Raw genomic sequence first — 20,446 nt, forward strand, 5'->3', positions numbered from 1 at the left:
GCACCATTCCACTTCAACAAGTTAATGGAGGGATAAAACATATGCATGTGTTGGATCGATTCCGACTGGACGGCAAAATAGCTGTCGTCACCGGAGGATCAGGATTATACGGCGCACACATCTCGACTGCACTGGCGGAGGCCGGAGCCCATGTCGTCATCGCCTCTCGCCATCGCGACAGCTGCGAACAGCTCGCTGGACAGTTGCGCAGCGCAGGCTTGCACGCATCTTCCAGCAGTCTGGATCTGAGCAGAGAGGATAGTATTGCCGAATTGGCTGAGTGGACTGAGGAACGCTTCGGAGGCGTCGACATCCTGGTGAACAACGCCGTGTCGCGCGAAGGGCTAGCCGATCTGGAGGATACAACTGCGGAGGGCTGGTTGAAGGCGCAGCAAGTGAACGGTCTGGGCATCATGCTGCTGACCAAGGCCATCGTGCCGCTCATGCGCTCGCGCAAGGGCGGCAGCGTGATCAATATCGGCTCCATCCAAGGCGTACAGGGGCCCCACTTCCCCGTCTACGAAGGAACCGGCATGACAAGCGGAATTGAATACACGTATGCAAAATGGGGGCTGGTCGGCATGACGAAGTGGCTGGCCAATTACTACGGACGCGATCACATTCGAGCGAACTGCATAAGCCCAGGAGGCTACAACCCCGTCGGTTCCGACAATGAAATAACGGCTGGCTCCTTCCTGGATCGATATGCGGAACGGACCCCGCTGGGACGGATGGCGGACGATGAAGATATTAAAGGAGCTGTCGTCTACTTGGCTTCCGAGGCGTCCAGCTATGTGACAGGCCACAATCTGATCGTCGACGGTGGCTGGAGCAGCTGGTAATTACGCTCTATCGCCAAGCACATGAGCGCGCAGTAGCTGCTTGGCACGGATGGTATGCCTGTCAGCAGAGCTTCCAGGCATGTATCATGCTCTCTTGCACGAGAAGCTTCATCCAAGGATGGGGAATCGGCTTCCTCTCCTGACAGCTCAGGAATCCTTCTACCAGATTAACGAGCTTCCGGTTGTCCGAGAAGCCGATAATGACAGAGTGGAACTGCACATCCAGCATCAACTGTCCTCCCCAGGCATAAGTCGGCGGCGGGCCAGCAACACCTCTAGTGGTATGACCATAATATTCATTTTCTAACTTTAGGGTTGTTTGTCCGCTCCATCACTCTTATTAAACTCAATCAAATGGATTTTGTGATACTAATTGTAGCGGAATGCTCCTTCTTACTTTAAACAAATGGATTTCAGGATATTAATTCCGCCGTTTAATGATTTGATGTGCGATATGTGCCGATTCAACTGCACTTTTTCCAGTTAAACGTATGCAAGAGGTCAATTCCAACTACAATACCTTCACAAAATCCAGTTAGTAATCTTCAGGCATCAGCTTTTAAGCGCCAACTACCAATCGTCAACTCGTCAACTACCAAGCACAAACTTCCACGCATCAACTACCAATCGTCAACTACCAAGCACAAACTTCCAAGCGCCAACTAGCAAGGAGCTAACTACCAACCGCCAACTTCCTTGTGCAAGCTTTCAATAATCTCAAAAGGAGGATAAAAAATATGCATAGCAGCACTGAATCGGAATCTGCCCATCGTCCTTCATTACCTATCTCCAAGCTCACGCTAGGCACCGCCCAGCTCGGCATGCCGGACTACGGTATCGCCAACGATACGGGAGGCGCTGATGCAAATGCCCTGTTGGAGGGGAGTATTAGCGCAGGCATCACCTCATTCGACACTTCGCCGGAATACGGCGAATCCGAGAAGCGAATAGGCGAATTCTTCACGCAGTCGGCTCGCATTCAAGAGATGGCAGTCATGTCCAAGGTAAAGCTGCCTAAGCAGCTCGGCATGACCGAGAAGGAAGTGACTGCGCATATGTATGCCAGTCTGGAGGCCAGCCTGAGCCGACTGCAATTGAAGCGGCTGCCCATTCTAAAGCTGCATGACCCCGATATTCTCATCATGCACGGGACGACCGTCACACAGACGCTTCGCAATATGAGAAGTGAAGGGCTGATTGCGACGGGCGGGGTATCGCTGACGGACAGAACAGACGAACAATATCGCCGGATAGCGGCATGCTTGGAGGACGATATTTATTCCGTCATACAAGCCCCGCTCAACGTGCTCGACCATCGGCTGCAAGCAAGCGGAGCGATGACGCGCATGCGGGCATCCGGCAAAACGATCGTCGCCCGCAGCGTCTTCCTGCAAGGACTGCTGCTCATGAACCCGGAACGACTGCCGGACAGCCTGCATGAAGCGGCGCCGCCACTTCATGTCTTGCGAATGCTGGCAGAACAAGAAGGGATATCTATCGCGCAGCTCGCATTCTCCTATGTCAGAGACATGGACGGCGTCGCTAGCCTTATTATCGGGATTGAAAAGCGGGAGCAGCTGGAAGAAAACCTGCAGCTGCTGCAGGGCCCCGCTCTGTCGGAGCGATGCCTGCATGCGATCCGCACGCAGCTTAATCATATTACCGAGCGAATAATAAGTCCGGCGCTATGGAACCGGGATGCACGCAACAATCGTAGGACGATTGAAGGTAACATTAAAAGATGATGAACAATAGTTAGCTGTAAATGTTGATCTCGACTTACAGGAGTACATTGATGATGCAATTGTGAGTCTCAATTACAATGTTCAGTAATAAATTTTCTGGATATATATAAAGTATGTCCGATGAAACTAATTATATTTGTTTTCATCGGACATATTATTTTGTTTAATTAAAAAATATAGGGAATAGAACTCGATTTTTTACATGAAAGGGGGATGGTTAACATGAAAAATAAAGCCCTCGTGATTTCAACTGCATTCATAGCCCTCATACTGATTGGAGGATTATCCTATATGACCTTTCCAACAATCTCTATGGGGCATACTCGATAGCAAGCGCCCTCATATCAAAGGATGAATCGATCGAGATGTTTTATTATGCTCTAATCACGCATACAGACCAACTCACTAGGTTAAATCAGACACCTCAAGCAAACTCAGAAGATCTAATGAAATCCAATGGAGAACTGAAACAAATATTGATTGGGTTAAAGCAATTCAGATCTAACTACGAGAATCAAAATTATGAACAACTGAAGAACGATCAACTGATTGAAGCCTGGCACAACTTCATCAGTAAAACTCTTTGGACAATACCAAGACAATAGCATATTGATAGAATATCAAAAATGGCACCCTCACATTTCCAACAGATTATAATGCTCCCATAGGCTGAGACACAGAGACCTGATTAAGTACTAATAAAGCCATGGAGGAGCGAAACTGATATACTGCAAAATTTAAAAGCAAAGTCTTGCTGGAGGCGCTAGGAGCAGACCGTCAATGCAATTGCATCCAAATACGAACTGAACCTAGTGATGATTAGCCGGTGGAAGCCAAGTTCTTGGAGTGTACTTCCACGCTCTTTGAAAAAAGGCATTTGAAGCGTAAGTGTCGAGTCCAGCATATCTAGAACTGCAAAAGCCTCCAGCAGAGGTTTCACCGCCTGCAGCTACACCTCTTGGAGCTGCGCCCGCTGCGCTCGCGTCAAGCTGCCGACGACCAGCTCGTAGGAGTGATCGATCATCGTACGCAGCTCTTCGTCCGGCAGCGTGCCGTCTACCGCGATCGTATTCCAGTGCTTCTTGTTCAAATGATAGCCCGGCTGCACACATTCATGCTGCATGCGCAGCAGCTCGGCCATATGCGGCTCGCACTTGAGCGAGATTGCCGGAACCCCGTTCCTCTCTGCAAGAAGAGCGAACATCTTCCCGCACACCTTGATGACGAGCGGCTCCGAACCGAAGGGATAGTCTTCGGCAGCGCCGCGAAGTAACAGACAATATTGAGCAAGCTCCTGCTTATCCATACACCGTATCCCTCCATACAGAAAAAGAGCAGAAGCCGTTAAAGCTTCCACTCTTCTTCCAATTGATTGTCCAACTTCTCTATGTCACTTGCTACTAGTCGCGATTAGCCAGCTTGGACAGCAGGCGCAGCATCTCGACGTATAGCCAGACAAGCGTTACCAGAAGGCCGAATGCGCCGAACCACTCCATATACTTCGGCGCGCCTTGCTGCGAGCCTTGCTCGATGAAGTCGAAGTCCAACACCAGATTCAGCGCCGCAATGCCGACAACGACCAGCGAGATGCCGATGCTGAGCATGCTGCTGTCGTGCAGGAACGACATCCCAACGCCAAAGAACGAAAGCACGAAGCTGAACAAATACATCACCATAATGCCAAGCGTCGCTGCAATGACGATCTTCTTGAACGTAGGCGTCGCCTTGATCAAGCCCGTCTTGTAAGCGAGCAGCATCGCAAGGAATACACCCATCGTAAGCAATGCGGCCTGCATCGCAATCCCGTTCGTCTGCGCATTGAAGTGCGCGGAGATCGCTCCCAGGAACAGCCCTTCCACCGCCGCATAGATCGGCACAAGGTACGGCGCGCTGCGCGGCACGAAGCTGATTATGAGAGCCAATACGAAGCCCGCGATTGCCCCTCCGATCGCCAGTCCCATGACACTGGCGTTGCCGCCTTCATACATGGACCAGGCCGCGAATGCTCCCCCCAGCAGGATAGCCAAAGCGATAAATGTTTTGTTCACTGTTCCATCAATCGTCATGACGCCCCCGGAATGGGAGTCGCCCGTTCGCTGGAACGTATTTTCCTTCAAGGTCGGATTACCGCTGCGTCCAATCACGCCATATCACCTCTTCATTAAGATTGTCCTCATTTTAGCATATTATGGCGGGAGAAACATCATGTCAGATTAGAATAAGTGTAAGGAAATACAAGCGCAAGCTTCTCCTCACTGCACAGTTGTCGGTCTGTTGGACACACGCATGGAAATGAAAACACAAAAAACACGCAAGGGCTGAGGGGCCACCCCCAACACCTTGCGCGTTGACACGAAATATTAAGGATTGTCCCCCGTCTCATGCTGCAGCCTGGCAAGCTCCAGCTTCAGCGCAAGCACGGTATCCGCATACGCAGGGTCACTGTACACATTGTTCAGTTCGTAGGGGTCCTTCTCCAGATCGAACAGCTCCCACTCCGGTTCCCAGCTCTCGTTCGTGGAGCCTGTCGTGCCCAGCGCTTCACCGTAATAATAGATCAGCTTGAACTTCTCCGTCCGAATGCCGTAATGCGCACATACATTATGCTCCGACAGATGCATCCAGTAGCGGTAGTACATCGAGGTCCGCCAGTCTTCTGGACGCTGCCCTTCCAACAACGGCTTCAGGCTGACGCCTTGCATTTCCTTCGGGCTGTCGATGCCAGCATACTCCAGGAATGTCTGTGCGAAGTCCACGTTCAGCGCCATCGCATCGCATACCGTACCCGGCTGGATGCCGTTCGGATAACGAACGACGAATGGCATTCTGAGCGACTCTTCATACATGAAGCGCTTGTCGTACCAGCCGTGCTCGCCCAGGAAGAAGCCCTGATCGGACGTGTAGACGACGATTGTATTGTCGGCAACACCTTGTTCATCCAGGTAATCCAACAGGCGGCCCACATTCTCGTCGATAGAGTGAATGCAACGCAAGTAATCTTTCATATAGCGCTGGTAACTCCACCGCTTCAACTCCAGCTCCGACAACCCTTCCGGCGGATGGGCCTTCAGGTCGGTGAAGGTTAGATCGCGGTCGACCCGCATCTTCGCTTCTCTTGCGGCCCGGGATCGGGTGGCATAATCATCGTAGAACGTCTCCGGCTCCGGAATGTCGATGTCATCGTAGAGATGCTGATCCTTCGGATTCGGCACCCATGGCCGATGCGGCGCCTTATGATGGCACAAGAGCAAGAATGGCTTGTCTCTATCACGCTGCTCCAGGAAGTCGATCGACATATCGGTAATGACATCGGTCACATAGCCGGGATAAGTCTTCACACCGTCGGCTTCAATGAATTGGGGATTGATATACTCGCCCTGCCCGGGAACAACGCTCCAGAAGTCGAAGCCGGCCGGATTGCTGCTCTCGCTATGACCCAGATGCCACTTGCCGATCATCGCAGTCTGATAACCGTCCTCGTGCATCAGCTTGGGGAACGTCGTCATCGTGTTCGGAAGCTCGTCGTCCAGCGTACGCACCCCGTTCGTATGATTGTACAATCCCGTCAAAATGGTCGCACGGCTAGGGGTGCAGATGGAATTCGTGCAATACGTGTGATCGAAGCGCATCCCCTCACGGGCAATCCGGTCTATGTTAGGCGTCTTATTAATCCGGCTGCCGTAGCAGCTCATCGCTTGCGACGCGTGATCGTCCGACATAATGAATACAATATTTGGCCTTTTGTTAGACAAGGTTTCTTTCCCCTTTCAAGCTCTGTCTCAATCGTGATGCATATCTATTGCCTCTTGCTCCCACAACCGCTCTTCTAGCTGGCTCAGCCCGCTCCGCCGATCAGATTCGGCAGGAAGAGAACAATCTCAGGGAAGAAGATCAAGAATATCGCCCAGAATAAAATAACGAGTATGAACGGCACTTCATACTTGGATACTTGAAGTATCGTAGAATTCGACATCTTCGTCGCGACGAACAAGTTGCCGCCCACAGGAGGCGTCAGGAAGCCCATCTCAATGCCGAGCACCAGCAATACGCCGAAGAAAACAGGATTAATGCCCAGTTCCGCCAATATCGGCACGAAGATCGGCGTCAAAATGATAATCTGGCTAAGCGTCTCCATAAACATGCCTGTAATAATAAGAACCCCAAGCAACATAAGAAGCACTAGCTCCGGGCTATCCGTAATGGAAGCGATCCAGTTGCCCAATGACTGCGGCACCTGATATAGCGTCGTCAATCTGCCGAAGCCGCTGGCCACACCCGTCATCGCCAACATGACAGCCGCTGTCACCGCGCCTACGCGGAACGCTTCCACCAGCTGGGAAGCCTTCACATTGCGGCGAATAACGAGGCCGTAGAACAATGCATAGAATACAGCCAACTCGGCCGCTTCCGTCGGAGTGGCGATCCCGCTGTAGATGCTGCCTAGAATAATAACAGGAGCAAGCAACCCCCACTTCCCCTTCCAGAGCGCCCGCCCGACGCGAGCCCAGGAGAAGTTGTTGTCTGTCGTACGCAGATTGTACCTCTTGCCGATGAAATACATCACCACGGCAAAGGACAGTGCGATGAGCAGGCCGGGAATCATGCCCGCCATAAACAGCGTTCCGATGGACGTACTGGACAGTACCCCGTAAATAATAAGTGGATTGCTGGGTGGAATGAGCACACCGAGCGCCCCCCCGGTTGCCGATAGCGCCCCTGCGAGCGGCGGCTTATAACCCCTCTGAATCATACCGCCGATCGTAATGGAACCGATCGCCACCGTGGCGGCCAGACCTGAGCCTGTAAGCGCGGCGAACAGCGTGCTGGCAAGAATCGTAGAGATGCCGACGCCGCCAGGGATATTGCCGACGAGCGAGTCCGCCACCTCAAGAATATCGTCGGTGAGGCCCGACGCTTGCATGATCGCACCCGATATGATGAACAGGGCAACTGCCATTAGCACAAAGTTGTCGATGCCGCTGAAGAAGGTTTGCGGTAGCATCGTCGGCGAGAATTCCCCATATACCATCAGGGGCAATATAGTAGCCGTACCGATTGCCGCATAGATTGGAACGCCAATCAGCAATAAGGCAAAGAAGACAATAAACATCAGCTCCATGGCGCGTTACCCCTTTCTCATTTCTTTCCACAGTCCCCATATGTTCGTCTGGAAGATACGTATAGCTGTCAGCACTGCTGTCAGCGGCACGAAGCTATACAATACCCAGAACGGAATTTCAAGGAACGGTGTCTTCTGGACAAATTTCATCATATTCTCAATAAACGGCAAGCTGTACCAGGCCAATGCCAGCGTGAACGCGAACCATATCACGTTCCCAAACAGCAACAGCCAACCTTTCACTTTCTCGCTTACATTCGACAGCACAATGTCCGCCCGAATATGCTCATTCGTCTTGGCGGCATAGCTGATGCCGAAGAAGATGCTCAGCACGAAGCTATATTGCGTAATTTCCTGCATTTCGGTCGTCGGTATCCCGAACAGCCGGAACAAGATTGTGAGGCCGAGCAGAATAAAAATAACAAACAGAAGCAATGCGCTGATCACTTCTTCGAAATGGTCGACAAACCATTTGATCCTTTTCATAAACAGCCTCCTTTACAGAGTTGAGCAGGAGTTATCCTCCTGCTCAACGAATGCTTACCTTTTTTATTCGATGATGCTCAATACTTCATTAACAATCTCTTCGCCTTTCGCCGCGCTGCCGCCGCCGATCGACTCATACGCTTGCGGCCATACGCTTCTGCCCAGTTCGATCCATTGATCAATGTCTTCAGGCTTGCCCAGACGCTCCATTCCCTTCTCCTCCAGGAACTTGATGTCATCCTCCATCAATTGGTCGAAGCGATCGCGCTCCAACTGCGAAGCTTCCTTGCCCGCTTTGACAAGTGCGTCCTGCAGTTCCTTCGGCAGAGTCTGGAAGTACGTCTCGCTAATAGCGAATGCGCTGATCGTGTACATCCATTCAATGTCTGTAATGTACTTATGCACCTCATAGTAGTGCTCCGTACGCGCTGTCGTGTAAGCATTCTCCTGCGCATGGACGAGACCTTGCTGCATCGCGGTGAATGCTTCCGAGAATGGAAGCACGACCGTCTCTGAGCCGAATGCCTGGAAGGCCGATTCGAAAATCTTGTTCGGTGGAACCTTCATTTTAAGCCCTTTCAGATCTGCCAGAGAACGAACGGGATGGTTCTTATCCGAAGTGATGGCGCGGAAGCCTGCGTCTGTCCAGAGCAGGAAGCGCATGCCGGCTTGCTCAACGCCGAACTCATTGTTTTTGTCCCACAGCTTGTCAATTGCGTCGCGCGCTTGCTCCGAGCCTTTGAAGATGTAAGGAAGCGTCAAGTAGTTAACCGAAGGCGCGAATGTGCCGAAGTTGTTCACGGAGCCTTGCACCATCTCTTGTGTGCCGTTCTGCACCGATCTCATCTGCTCCAGCTGATCGCCAAGCTGGTTGGACGGATAGATCTCTACCTTCAGCTGGCCGTCGCTGTATTGGGAAGCCAGATCCGCGAATTGGCGCGCTGTCCAGTCGATGATCGAAGAGTCGCCTGATTTGTCGCTGTGCCCCAATTTAATCGTATATACCTTCTTGTCTCCATCAGCTTTGTTGCCGGCTCCCGCCTCGCTGCCTCCACCGGAGTTGTTGCCGTTAGACGAGCCGCAAGCCGCCAGCGTGAATACCATTGCGCAGGCTACAATACCTGCCATAAGCTTTTTCATTGGATTATTCCCCCTTGAATTTAACGTTGCAAAGGCTTTCGCAAAACGCTTACATAATCTAACGTTTACTCTACCTTTACTATTTGCATAGCTCACTTTATCATGCATCCGAAACTTATGTCAAGATTTGAATTAAGTTAGCAATGATTTTTCTCACGAAAGCGCTATTTTGATTGTATTTCACCCCCGTTTTGTCTATAATAAACCAAATGAGTATGGAAAACAGGTGATGAAATGATTGTGACTCCTACCCCGCTGGATCAGAAGGGCAGCAAAACGGCGATTCTGCAATGCCTTCATAAATATGGCGCGATTACGCGCGTTCGCTTGGCAGAATTGACAGGCCTTAGCCGAGCGACCATATCCACAGCGGTATCCGAGCTAATTGGACTGGAACTGGTCAGAGAATCCAAGGAACGCTTGAATACCGGCGGACGTCCGGCCGTAACCTTGAAGCTGAAATCGGATACACGTCTTGTCATCGGTGCTGATCTGGATCCTGATGCATGGACCATTGGCGTGTTCGATTTGCGATTCAATCAGATCGCCATCAGTAGAGTTCCCATACAGGATCGATCAATATCTTCTATAATTGGGCTGCTCGTGGGACAGGTGAAGAACTTTATTCAAGATTTCGGCAAAAGACTGCTACCTATGATCGGAATTGGTCTGCCGGGTCTGATCGATAACAGAAACGGCATCATTATCAGCGCATCTCATTTTGGCTGGAGCAAGGTGGCATTCTCGGGTCAAATTCGGAAAGAGCTGGGATGGCCCGCAGTCATTTTGAATCACAATAAAGCGAGAGGCCTCGCGGAATGCCGATACGGTGCGGGAAGAAATTACCACCAAATGATCTATATCGGAGTAGGTCGAGGAATTGCCGGGGGGATTTTTTATAACCGTCAGCTGGTTGAGGGTGCTTTCAACGGAGCTGGAGAGATCGGTCATATTACGATGGTGCCGAACGGTATCTTGTGCAGCTGCGGCAATCAAGGCTGCCTGCAGGCGTACAGCTCCGGTTCGGCGTTGGAGTTGCAGGCGAGGAAGAGAGTCCGGCTGTCGCTGGATGAGCATACAAGTCTGACGTCAGATGAAGATATGATGCAGCTGCGCTATGAGAAGGTGTGCCAGGCAGCGGATAAGGGGGATTGGCTGGCCAGAGAGATTGTGGAAGAGTGCGCCCAATATCTGGGGATTGCGATGGCTAATCTCGTGAACATCATCAATCCGGAAGCGTTCATTCTGGGCGGTTCCGTGCCACGCAACAGTAAGCTGTTCGTGGACGTCGCATTGAAGACGATGAGGCAGCGCTCTGTCAGTCAGTTGTCACAATCGACGGAAGTGAACGTTGCCCAGTTCAATGAGTTCGGGGGAGCGCTGGGTGCTGCCAATTTCGCGATGGACGAACTTTTTTCCTTCCCGTTGTGCGTGGAAGAGTAACGTATATAGACATTATCACGTCCGTTAGACGTGCATTCGCGATCGCTCGGACATGCACGCATGGCAATCGACAGCGCCGGTCACGCAAGCGCTTGTACCGCTCAAGATAGATAATGACCATTCTTCAGCTCCCTGTCGATTCGCCAGATCCCTCTTGCAATCCCCAATGCTCACGCCAAGCCCCTCCTGCATCGCTCATATAACCGCACTGTCGTTACCTGTCTTCAATAACACCTCCACTTCACCGTACTTCTTCTCGTCGGTTCCCTACCCTCCACGTTCAGTCCTGGAGATGAACGCATGCCCGGATCCTCGGTTGCTACAATGATAAAATAAAGGTTAATCTGTTATAGGGGGGGTAATTCTGATCAAACAAGTGCTTATCGACTATATGAAGCGTTTCTCGGACATTAACGATGATGAACTTGCCAGCATTGCAGAAAGGGTACCCACTGGGAGTTTCAAAAAAGGGACAATTCTGCTGCATCAGGGGGAAGTTCCCGACAAATGCTATTTCGTATTGCAGGGCTGTATTCGCCAATATGCCGTTGATGCCCAAGGGAAGGAAATCACCTTCAACTTCTATACAGAAGAACAAAGTGTCACGATTTTCAATCAGCATACTGAAGATAAGACATCCAACTATTCACTCAGCTGCCTGGAAGACTGTGTCTTGGTCGTCGGTGATCTATCTACTGAACAAGACACATATGATATGAATCCTGTGCTGGAAATGATGACTCGAAAAATGATCGAAGAAGATATGGGAAACATGCGCGATGAGTTCTCCTCCTTCATGGCCTCCACGCCAGAAGAGCGATTCAAGGCGCTTTTAGTAAAACGACCGAAGTTGATCAATAGAGTACCGCAACACCAGTTGGCCAGCTATTTGGGGATTACACCGGAGTCGCTTAGTCGCATCAAAAGGCGGTTTGGATGAACGCACCTTACAGTCGTGGACTAGTTCAATGCCGCCAACTTCCTTCCTTTGATCAAAAGCCAGAGGCCAAAGCCAAGCTCGCCCACAAACATCGGGACGCTTAGAAGGGTTTCCAGTGAAGAAGTAACATGATCCAACTGCGGTACAAAGCTGTACATGAGATGAATCAGCGTATAACTGAAGCCTGCTGCAGCCAATAAGACGCTAATGATCCTGGGGATCTGCTTTGCTTTCCATGCTACAAGACCGATGACCAAGAGATGCAACCCGAACAGAATCAAACCGAACGACCAAATAGATTCAAAGGAGGTTACGGAATGCATTACTTGCGATGCCATTACGTCCAGCTTCAACAAGGTAGTGCTATCAGCTATACTGTTGGCAACCACCAGATGAGAAACAGCTATTGCCAGGACAGCGGTGTACAGCAGACGAAGCCAACCGGCCAATAATGAGTATTCCGGATGTACGGGCTTCAGGAATATATAAAAGGACCATGAAACCAATAGATCCGTTATGATAATCACCAGCCATCCAAGGGTCTCCATGTTAAATAGGAAACGAGATCCCCGGATATTGTCCAATGTGGTCATCGGGTCACCGGAAATGATTAGTGAGCTGTGTACAAACCCGTAAGAGAATGCTGCGGCAATGCTCATGATCAACAATGAAAGGCCTGCAATGATGGCCGATTGCTTTCTAATGGTCTGATGTTGGTCGTACATAATGAAAACCTCCTCTTTTTTTATATTGTACTAACGAATGGAGAAGGCTTCATTAACTTAAGTCAAGAGATTAAAACAGCTAACCTATAAAGTAGTCAGATCAGGACGGACTGGGGCTTGGCTATGCGATTGCAATAATAAGTGTAATCCTGCTCTTCTCCGGCAATCTTCCAACCCGATTACGTTGAATTATCCTTCTTCATGAAGCAATAGGAGCATCGATGATACTCCATACGCTGGGTTAGGGCCGACCGCCTCTTCACATGGGTACAGACATATGGTAAGGTTGGTGAGAACATACGATCCTAAGGAGGTGTGCAGATGAGCGCAAAGACATCTTACATAAAGCTGGAGAAGCCCCGTCTTCCTCATCATCTACCCCTGCTTGAGCTGGACCGCTTGGACAGCGGTCAATACATACAAGAAGGACTGCTGCAGGATGCTTCTATGGAGTATCAGGAAGCCCATAAGGTGATCGTAGACAAGACCGTATTTCGCAATGTCGTCTTCACCGAATCATCGCTAATCGGCTCGGAGCTGACCGACGTCGTATTCGACAAGTGCGATCTCTCCAATGCGAACTTTAGCGACGCCATTATTCACCGTTCCGAATTTCTGGATTGCAAGATGGTCGGTACGAACTTGACGGGTGCAACGATTCGGAATGTACGGTTCAGGCAATGTCTGGCGGATTACGCCACCTTCCGCTTCTCGGATATGAAGAGCATCATTCTGGAGGAATGCTCCCTGCTCAAATCCGACTTCTACCATTGCAAGCTGCAGAAGAAAGCAGTCTTCCGCCAATGCAACATTGACGGGGCCCAATTCTCTGGCACAGAGCTGGACGGCATCGATCTAAGCGACTGTCAATTCGACGGCATCGGGGTCGAAGCGAACAATTTGAAGGGCTGCCTCATCGCCCGTGAGCAAGCTTATCTGTTCGCCGGCCTGTTCGGACTGAAGCTGAAGGGCGACTAACATCACGGCAGCAGGAGCAGGCGGCACGGAATACAGTTCTTCCGCCTCCTCTATGAGGGTACGCCTACCTGCTTCCCCAACAGCTTACTGAAGAGACCACCCCGCTCGTTCGCCAGCTCTTGATAGGTGCCGACCTGTCTCACCTCGCCCCCGTCCAATACGACCACCTGATCCGCATGGCGAATCGTAGACAAGCGATGAGCGATTACAATCATCGTCATCGTCCCTTGCAATCGCGCCAGCGTCTCTTGTACGCGCCATTCCGTCTCCGTATCCAGCGCACTCGTGGCTTCGTCCAGTATAAGGATGGATGGCTCCCGAAGCAGCGCTCTGGCTAACACCAACCGTTGCTTCTCGCCGCCGGACAATCTGACACCGCGGTCTCCGATGAACGTATCCAGTCCATGCGGCAGCCGCTTCACGAACTTGGCCGCAGCAGCCAGCTCCAGCGCTTTCCATAGCCGATCGTCAGCTGCTTCCGGTTGAAGCAGCTTCAGATTGTCTCTGATGCTGGCATTGAACAGGAACGGGTCTTGCGAGACATAGCTGATCGACCGCCTCAAGGCAATGGCATTATCGCAGGTTAATCGCTCGCCATCGACGAGCACCTCGCCGCATTCCGGTTCATTAAGTCCCATCAGCATATCGACTAACGTCGTTTTCCCCGCTCCTGACGCCCCTACAATAGCTGTCAGTCCGCCAGCCGCGATATGAAGCGATACGTTGTTCAGCGCATAATGCTCCCGCTCCCGGTTATAGCGGAACGAGACGCTGCGACAAGTTAGCCCCTGCCGCAGATTGATACGTCTATCGTGAGCCAGCTGTTCTTCCCCAAGCTCCCGTTCACTCAAGCATAGTTGCTGGAGATGAATGACCGATTCGAACGAAGGCGCCATGGCGGCCAGCTTCTCTACACTGATCTGAATACGAACGATCATCGGCCATATGCTGGCGAACAGCATAATGACCAGCAGCAGCTCCGCTGGCTGGGACTGGAACATGTTCAGCAGGAAATACACGAATATCGCAAGCAGCACCGCTGACACTGTCTGATAGATGAATTGCGAGCTCGCCTTCAACTTGGCGAAATCGATGGAATTACGCTCCACTTGTCCGCACAAATCGGTCATCCATGCCTCATGGGCAGTCTCCAGCGTATTACCTTTAATATCCTTCATGCCGTTCAAGTGATCCGTAATGCCTGCGGCATACACCTTCGACAGCATCAAATTATCATAGCCGAACTGCTTCGCTCTTCTTGTGAAGTATCGGGAGCACAGGAGAAGAGCAGCGCCGATGGAGATGATGGTAAGCGCAATGCCTGGAGCCAAAATAACAGCCGCTCCCACCTTGACGCTCGTCAATATGAGCGAAGACAGAAATTGCAGCGTGTAGTTCAGCCCCTTCTTCACATTGCCAATCTCCGTCGTCATCAGCTTCACGAGATCGGACTTCCGCTGAGCGAGGAAGAACGACCAGTTCGCACGTATAATGCTTCGATAGGTATCTTCACGCAGCTGGCGGATGAAGCCCTGCTGAATACGCTTATTCTGCATCGATAGATGCCAGTTGAACAGGCTCTGGCCTACGATAAGCAGGATATAGACGATGAGCACGGCAAGCAGGCTCTGCTCGTTCGCGATACCCTCCAGCTTCCCCATCAGATCCGATACGACAGGTACGCTCGACATGTCCAGCGCTACGATTCCCGTCATGTTCAATAGCGGTATAATGAATACAAAGCCGATAGATTGAAGTACGCCGATAAACAGCATGGCAATAAAGTTATATAGAAGAATCGGGCCGGAGTACCTATAGATTCTCCCTATGAAATAACGTATTCCTCTCATTCCCTTATCCTCTGATTGCCGGCCGATCGCGTCATGCCGGAACCTCCTCGACTTCGGATATAATTAGACGCAGCAGCTCTTGAACGGTGAATACGGTGCGGGAACGCTGAAGCACCTGTACGTTCGTCATGCCCGCCAAGCTGGACGCTGTGCGGAAGTGCCATTCCAGCAAGCCTAGCGGATGAATCAGCTCCCGATTGAAGGTATGGCGCATCACAATATGAAGCTGCTCTACTTTCGACACCGGAACCAGCGCGGCGGAGCCGTCCATCTGGTCGGACTTCACCAGCTCGAACAATCCCCCCAATGGAAGCGCCCCCTTGTGGAACGGTTCAACAGGAATTTTATATTTCGTCTTCTTGCTCGTCATAACATCGTCCTGCTTAATCTCGCGTTCATAGATAGGAGGAAAGCTTCGACCGCCCAGTCCCAGCTGCTGCAGACTCTCTTGCCATAGCTTCTGCTCCGGCAGCGCAGGGAGAACTTCCGCTTCACCGCCTTCGGGACGAAGACGCACCGGTATGACATCGTCTGTCAGGAAGGCATACCCGTGGTCCAGGAAGGCTTTCGCAAGCGTTGACTTGCCCGCCCCTGAACGACCTACAATGCCATAAGCTTTCCCCTTAATTACAACTGCCGTCCCATGCAACGGCAATATCCCTCTCTGCAACAGCAGAGCGCCCATACAGTAACCATCCAAATATAACCGAATGCGCTCTGGGGGCGGTGTTCCAATTGGAGAGACAATAATCCGGCAACCGTCTTGAATAAGATAGATAGCCGTATGAGGCATGTGGAGAAGAACGAAGTCATCTCTGATTACATATCGTTCCTCAGACGGTGACAGCTTCGCCCACATCTCCGACAGATCCCCCCATTCAATCGAAGCATCCGCTTCCCTCGCTTCCCCCAGCAGCGTCTCTTCACCCGTTAATACAATCTCGCTGGCTATAAGCAAGCCGAATGCTTGATAGATCTTCTGGTTCATAGTAGCCATGCCTCCTCCTCTGTTAGGTTTAATATAGTGAACATCCGATGACAGTTGTTCTTTTTAGAGAACATTATATGTCGCCTTTGCCTACCTGTCAATCTTAAATAAAAACGGAAATAAGCCCTTATTCTCCGTTCCATCGGAATAAGGGCTTACTTTCTTTCAACAACTAACTGCCGAATCCGCCGCTACCGGAGCCAGAACCAGAGCCTGAACCGGAACCAGAGCCCGGTCCGCCTCCCCTGCCGCCTTTCATCGTCATGTTGATGTCTAACACTTCCAGCTTGGGCCGCTGCCATTCTTTCTTCATCAATACGTTGCACCTCCCAATGAAGAATGATTGTTACCGTAAGGATTGCTGCACATAAGTTCTCAATAAAGAACGTTTGTGACCATATTTTAACGCCGCTATACTTGTTTGTCAAACTATATTCTCAATCAACAAGTCAATTAGCATAATCCCCCAGTACCGCCCGACTAGGGCCGACATCATCGTTGCTATATCGTCTTGATCTCCAACAGCTTGTATTCGATCATGCCCATTGGCGCGCTGACATGAATGGCATCGCCGACCTTCTTGCCCATCAGCTCTTTGCCGAGCGGACTTTCATACGATATTTTATCCGCCTCCACATCCGCCTCCGCAGGACTTACCAGCTGGTACTGAATTCTCTCATTGAACTCCACGTCATGCAGCGTCACGACTGCCCCCACGCCGACCTTATCGATTCCTGCGCTACTGACATCCACTACCTTGGCTGTCTTCAGCATCCGCTCCAATTGCAGAATCTTCGTCTCCAGGAACGCCTGATCGTCCTTCGCCGAATGGTACTCGCTGTTCTCACGCAGATCGCCGAAGCTGATCGCCACCTTCAGGCGTTCCGACAGCTCCTTGCGCTTGACTGTCTTCAGCTCCTCTAGCTCCGCTTCTATTTTTGCATACCCTTCAGGCGTCAATATCATTTCTTCTTTCGCCATAATCGTCACTCTCCAATTAACATGCTAACCTCTATTGTTCCCCATTTTAAGACATTTGGACGATGAGGCCTTATATTTTCTTTACGAACTCCGATTTCAGCTTCATAGCGCCGAATCCATCGATTTTGCAATCAATATTGTGGTCGCCATCTTCAACGAGCCGGATGTTCTTCACCTTCGTTCCGATCTTGATGACAGAGGAGCTTCCCTTCACCTTCAAATCCTTAATGACGGATACGGAGTCTCCGTCCTGCAACATCTTGCCATTAGCATCGACGACCGTTCCCGAAGATACTGCGACGGCCTCTTCCCCGCCTGGGGACCATTCATGAGCACATTCCGGACATACATACTGCCCTCTGTCCTCATACGTATAAGCCGATCCGCACTCCGGGCAATTCGGCAATTGATCAGACATCTTGTCATTAAGCCTCCATTCCATTGCTATAGCAGTTATTATAGCATAACCACACTATAGGCTGCGCTTACTGATTCATGGCCTTGTGCAACCTATCCTTATAATCTCTTGCTGATGCCGACAAGTCTACGATGGGGTAAGGATAATCTGTTCCTAGCTCAATGCCGCAGGCTGCTTGCTCGATCAGAGTCAGCTCATGCACCTCATACACTTGCTCTGCCGGAACGTCGCGCAGCATCGGCAGCCAACGCTTCGCATATTGTCCGTAAGGATCATATTCTCGTCCTTGCTTCATGACATTGAACACGCGATAAGGCATATGATCAGTGCCTACCCCGGAGCAATAACACCAGTTCCCATAATTCAATGATACGTCGTAATCGATGAGACAGGATTCGAACCATTCCGCTCCGATACGCCAATCAACTCCCAAGTTCTTCGTCAGGAAGCTGGCGACATTCTGCCTTCCTCTATTCGACAGGAATCCGGTTCGGCGCAGCTCCGTCATACAAGCATCTACCAGCGGATAGCCCGTCCGGCCGTTCAACCATGCGTCGACAAGCCGCTCATCTCGCGACCATGGAATACCGTAGTCGGTCAACCCCCGCTCCGAGAATATCCGGTTGCCCAGCTTGCCGTGCAGCAGCCAGAAATAATCGCGCCACAGCAATTCAGCAACCAACAGCCTGGTGGAATCATTGCCGCTCCATTCAGCCTCAGCCGCCTTGACCTGCTCATATACATAACGTGGCGATAAGCAGCCATGTGCCAGGTATGGAGACAGCTTCGAAGTATCATCGCGATGTAATAAGCCGTTCCTTGTATCCTTATAAACACGCAATCTGCCTGTGTCAAAAAAATAGTGGCGCAATCTCTGCCGCCCCTCATGCGATCCTCCGCGAAACGCGGGCTCGCATGCCTCCGCCGTAATGCCTAGACTATTGTCGGATGGCAACTCGCCCTCTTCCAGCTCGAAGCCGGGATGGTTGGTCGCAGGAGCAGGGATACCGATCATCGTTCTAACCGGCATTGCTCCTTCGACCCGTCGTCTGAACATGCTGTAGACAACAGGCATGTCCTTCACCGGGATCGGAAGATCCTCCGGATGAATTAAGTTATGCCCGTAATAGACATGAATGCGAATAAAAGGATGGGAAGCATGAATGAAACGTACCGCCTCGCGTTCCTCGCTCCCCCATTCATGGTGATAATGCAGCTCCGAGATGGCTACCGAGGCCGAGATATCGGTCAGGACCTCTTCCGGTCTGCCTTGCCTTACAAGAAGAGGGATACCGAGCTTGTTCAAATTCGTTCGCAAGACAGCGACGCTCTCTCGAATAAATCTGGCGCGATGCCGGCCTGTTTTGGGAAATCCGTAGGCTGTCTTGCCATACTGTCGCGGGTCGAAGCAATATAGTCCGACTACGGGAAGTCCCGATGCCGCCGCTTGTGCCAGCGGTTCATGATCATGCACACGCAAGTCGTTTCTAAACCAGACAATAGCGCACTTTCTCATCGTACGAAATCCTTTCATGTGGGTTCAGTCTATACGTATGTCTACTCTGCAACAGCTCCGATCAGCTTCGCCTGCTCATCCAGTCGCTTGGCCGCTTCCTCAATCTCACCAAATTGTTCAACTGCCAATCGAATCAGGCTCTGGCTATCGCTAACGGCTGATTGCGTCCGGTTCGTCCCTTCGATAATCTCCTTCACCTGCCCGACCATGCCTTCCATATAACCGTTCACTTCCAATGCGGACTTCTGAACTTGGCCGGCAAGCTTGCGGACTTCTTTGGCAATAATGTCGAAGCCCCTCCCCCACTCCCCCGCATGGGCTGCTTCAATAGCCGCATTCAGCGCCAACAGCTGAGTCTGCGAGGATACATGACGAATGACCTCTACGATGCTTTGGATGGATGCCGTATGACGCTCCAGATGCTGTAGAATAGCCATATTCTGTTCCGACGCTTTCGCCACTTTCCCCGCAGCTTCCTCCACCTCAAAACTTTTACTCATTCCTTCACGTGCGCGATGAAGCATCCTGTCGGACATGTCTAGCAGCCGCTCCGTCATTTGCATGTTCGCCTGCTCACGGGCATTAATATCCGTCGCGACCTTCAGTACGGCGTAAACCTGCCCCTCTTCGTTCATGATAGGCATATAAGAGGCTTCAAGTCTAATGGGCCGGCCATCCTTCGTCACCCTGGTAATCTTATCCTGGAACGCCCTTCCGCTGCGCAGCCCTTCCCAGAGCATGACATACTCCCTGCTATTAACATATTGCTTCAAACAGAACGTGCGGTGAGACATGCCGACCAACTCACTGGTACGATATCCAATCGTTTTTGCAAAAAGCGCATTCGCCCAAATGACCTCACCCTTCGTATTAAAAGCAATCATAGCCAGCGAACGCTCAATCGCTGCAAGCACTTGCTCATGCTGTAATCCTTGGACGGACATCATAGTTTCAGATTTAGTAACAGGAATCAAAGTCGTCTCCCCTTTCGTATTGTATAACCTTTGTATAATGTTATCTTAATTATACAAAGGTTATACAAAGATCGGCAAGAAGTTTTTCATAATGCAGTTATCATCTATGAATCAGGAAAACTAAACAGCAATAAATCAAACACGAATGAATATCAAATTTTGCACATTATCAACTTAAGGAATGGGATGATTTCAAACGTCGGATAACGAGAAAACGTCGATCCCGACGATATCCTATCGTGTCGATCCAACAGTATTTTTGCGTTATTTCACCTAGTCATCAACTTCATATATTGACATT

At 50.9% G+C, this 20,446-nt stretch carries 21 protein-coding genes; 5 read left to right on the forward strand and 16 right to left on the reverse strand.

Going from position 1 to position 20,446, the window contains the following annotated elements:
• Positions 1 to 41 precede the first annotated feature (41 nt).
• The gene (locus ACFQ2I_RS07620) at positions 42 to 842 is read left to right on the forward strand and encodes an SDR family NAD(P)-dependent oxidoreductase (protein WP_377563319.1); all 801 of its coding nucleotides are present in this window, start codon (positions 42 to 44) and stop codon (positions 840 to 842) included.
• Between the two features lie 61 nt (positions 843 to 903).
• Here ACFQ2I_RS07620 and ACFQ2I_RS07625 read toward each other — a convergent pair whose 3' ends face one another.
• On the reverse strand, positions 904 to 1,071 hold the full coding sequence (locus ACFQ2I_RS07625) for a hypothetical protein (RefSeq protein WP_377563321.1): 168 nt from the start codon (positions 1,069 to 1,071) through the stop codon (positions 904 to 906).
• A 508-nt stretch (positions 1,072 to 1,579) separates the two neighbouring features.
• On the opposite strand from ACFQ2I_RS07625, the gene ACFQ2I_RS07630 reads away from it, so the two are divergent.
• Positions 1,580 to 2,587, forward strand: a complete 1,008-nt coding sequence (locus tag ACFQ2I_RS07630; RefSeq protein ID WP_377563323.1) for an aldo/keto reductase — start codon at positions 1,580 to 1,582, stop codon at positions 2,585 to 2,587.
• A 949-nt stretch (positions 2,588 to 3,536) separates the two neighbouring features.
• On the opposite strand, the gene ACFQ2I_RS07635 is transcribed toward ACFQ2I_RS07630, so the two are convergent.
• From ACFQ2I_RS07635 to ACFQ2I_RS07660, 6 genes are all read right to left on the reverse strand, one after another.
• Positions 3,537 to 3,893 (reverse strand): MmcQ/YjbR family DNA-binding protein, encoded by a 357-nt coding sequence (locus ACFQ2I_RS07635; protein ID WP_377563325.1) that lies wholly within the window; start codon positions 3,891 to 3,893, stop codon positions 3,537 to 3,539.
• 94 nt (positions 3,894 to 3,987) lie between these two features.
• Positions 3,988 to 4,731 carry a Bax inhibitor-1/YccA family protein gene (locus ACFQ2I_RS07640; RefSeq protein ID WP_377563327.1) on the reverse strand — a complete coding sequence of 248 codons (744 nt, stop codon included), beginning with the start codon at positions 4,729 to 4,731 and terminating at the stop codon, positions 3,988 to 3,990.
• 216 nt (positions 4,732 to 4,947) lie between these two features.
• Positions 4,948 to 6,339: a sulfatase family protein gene (locus ACFQ2I_RS07645; RefSeq protein WP_377563329.1), complete on the reverse strand. Its 1,392-nt coding sequence runs from the start codon at positions 6,337 to 6,339 to the stop codon at positions 4,948 to 4,950.
• 83 nt (positions 6,340 to 6,422) lie between these two features.
• Positions 6,423 to 7,706 (reverse strand): TRAP transporter large permease, encoded by a 1,284-nt coding sequence (locus ACFQ2I_RS07650; RefSeq protein WP_377563331.1) that lies wholly within the window; start codon positions 7,704 to 7,706, stop codon positions 6,423 to 6,425.
• Between the two features lie 6 nt (positions 7,707 to 7,712).
• Entirely contained in the window at positions 7,713 to 8,192 is a 480-nt protein-coding gene (locus ACFQ2I_RS07655; RefSeq protein WP_377563333.1) for a TRAP transporter small permease, read from the reverse strand.
• A gap of 63 nt (positions 8,193 to 8,255) precedes the next feature.
• The gene (locus ACFQ2I_RS07660) at positions 8,256 to 9,332 is read right to left on the reverse strand and encodes a TRAP transporter substrate-binding protein (RefSeq protein WP_377563335.1); all 1,077 of its coding nucleotides are present in this window, start codon (positions 9,330 to 9,332) and stop codon (positions 8,256 to 8,258) included.
• Positions 9,333 to 9,566: 234 nt separating this feature from the next.
• Between ACFQ2I_RS07660 and ACFQ2I_RS07665 the strand changes: the two genes are divergently transcribed.
• The gene (locus ACFQ2I_RS07665) at positions 9,567 to 10,775 is read left to right on the forward strand and encodes an ROK family transcriptional regulator (protein ID WP_377563337.1); all 1,209 of its coding nucleotides are present in this window, start codon (positions 9,567 to 9,569) and stop codon (positions 10,773 to 10,775) included.
• A gap of 24 nt (positions 10,776 to 10,799) precedes the next feature.
• Here the strand turns inward: ACFQ2I_RS07665 and ACFQ2I_RS07670 are convergent, their stop codons facing one another.
• Positions 10,800 to 10,949: a hypothetical protein gene (locus ACFQ2I_RS07670; RefSeq protein WP_377563338.1), complete on the reverse strand. Its 150-nt coding sequence runs from the start codon at positions 10,947 to 10,949 to the stop codon at positions 10,800 to 10,802.
• A gap of 193 nt (positions 10,950 to 11,142) precedes the next feature.
• Between ACFQ2I_RS07670 and ACFQ2I_RS07675 the strand changes: the two genes are divergently transcribed.
• On the forward strand, positions 11,143 to 11,715 hold the full coding sequence (locus ACFQ2I_RS07675; RefSeq protein ID WP_377563384.1) for a Crp/Fnr family transcriptional regulator: 573 nt from the start codon (positions 11,143 to 11,145) through the stop codon (positions 11,713 to 11,715).
• A gap of 20 nt (positions 11,716 to 11,735) precedes the next feature.
• Here the strand turns inward: ACFQ2I_RS07675 and ACFQ2I_RS07680 are convergent, their stop codons facing one another.
• Entirely contained in the window at positions 11,736 to 12,440 is a 705-nt protein-coding gene (locus ACFQ2I_RS07680; protein WP_377563339.1) for a DUF4386 domain-containing protein, read from the reverse strand.
• A 321-nt stretch (positions 12,441 to 12,761) separates the two neighbouring features.
• Here ACFQ2I_RS07680 and ACFQ2I_RS07685 point away from each other — a divergent pair, with 321 nt between their 5' ends.
• Positions 12,762 to 13,418: a pentapeptide repeat-containing protein gene (locus tag ACFQ2I_RS07685; RefSeq protein WP_377563340.1), complete on the forward strand. Its 657-nt coding sequence runs from the start codon at positions 12,762 to 12,764 to the stop codon at positions 13,416 to 13,418.
• A 50-nt stretch (positions 13,419 to 13,468) separates the two neighbouring features.
• Here the strand turns inward: ACFQ2I_RS07685 and ACFQ2I_RS07690 are convergent, their stop codons facing one another.
• From ACFQ2I_RS07690 to ACFQ2I_RS07720, 7 genes are all read right to left on the reverse strand, one after another.
• Positions 13,469 to 15,268: an ABC transporter ATP-binding protein gene (locus ACFQ2I_RS07690; protein ID WP_377563341.1), complete on the reverse strand. Its 1,800-nt coding sequence runs from the start codon at positions 15,266 to 15,268 to the stop codon at positions 13,469 to 13,471.
• A 31-nt stretch (positions 15,269 to 15,299) separates the two neighbouring features.
• Positions 15,300 to 16,256 (reverse strand): aldolase, encoded by a 957-nt coding sequence (locus tag ACFQ2I_RS07695; RefSeq protein ID WP_377563342.1) that lies wholly within the window; start codon positions 16,254 to 16,256, stop codon positions 15,300 to 15,302.
• Positions 16,257 to 16,428: 172 nt separating this feature from the next.
• Positions 16,429 to 16,569 carry a paeninodin family lasso peptide gene (locus ACFQ2I_RS07700; RefSeq protein ID WP_377563385.1) on the reverse strand — a complete coding sequence of 47 codons (141 nt, stop codon included), beginning with the start codon at positions 16,567 to 16,569 and terminating at the stop codon, positions 16,429 to 16,431.
• 188 nt (positions 16,570 to 16,757) lie between these two features.
• Positions 16,758 to 17,237: a transcription elongation factor GreA gene (gene greA, locus ACFQ2I_RS07705; protein ID WP_377563344.1), complete on the reverse strand. Its 480-nt coding sequence runs from the start codon at positions 17,235 to 17,237 to the stop codon at positions 16,758 to 16,760.
• A gap of 70 nt (positions 17,238 to 17,307) precedes the next feature.
• Positions 17,308 to 17,655: a zinc ribbon domain-containing protein YjdM gene (locus tag ACFQ2I_RS07710; protein ID WP_377563345.1), complete on the reverse strand. Its 348-nt coding sequence runs from the start codon at positions 17,653 to 17,655 to the stop codon at positions 17,308 to 17,310.
• Between the two features lie 67 nt (positions 17,656 to 17,722).
• Entirely contained in the window at positions 17,723 to 19,171 is a 1,449-nt protein-coding gene (locus ACFQ2I_RS07715; RefSeq protein WP_377563346.1) for a DASH family cryptochrome, read from the reverse strand.
• A 41-nt stretch (positions 19,172 to 19,212) separates the two neighbouring features.
• Positions 19,213 to 20,145: a methyl-accepting chemotaxis protein gene (locus ACFQ2I_RS07720; protein WP_377563347.1), complete on the reverse strand. Its 933-nt coding sequence runs from the start codon at positions 20,143 to 20,145 to the stop codon at positions 19,213 to 19,215.
• Positions 20,146 to 20,446 lie beyond the last annotated feature (301 nt).

The organism is Paenibacillus chungangensis (assembly GCF_042675905.1).
Taxonomy (GTDB): domain Bacteria; phylum Bacillota; class Bacilli; order Paenibacillales; family Paenibacillaceae; genus Pristimantibacillus; species Pristimantibacillus chungangensis.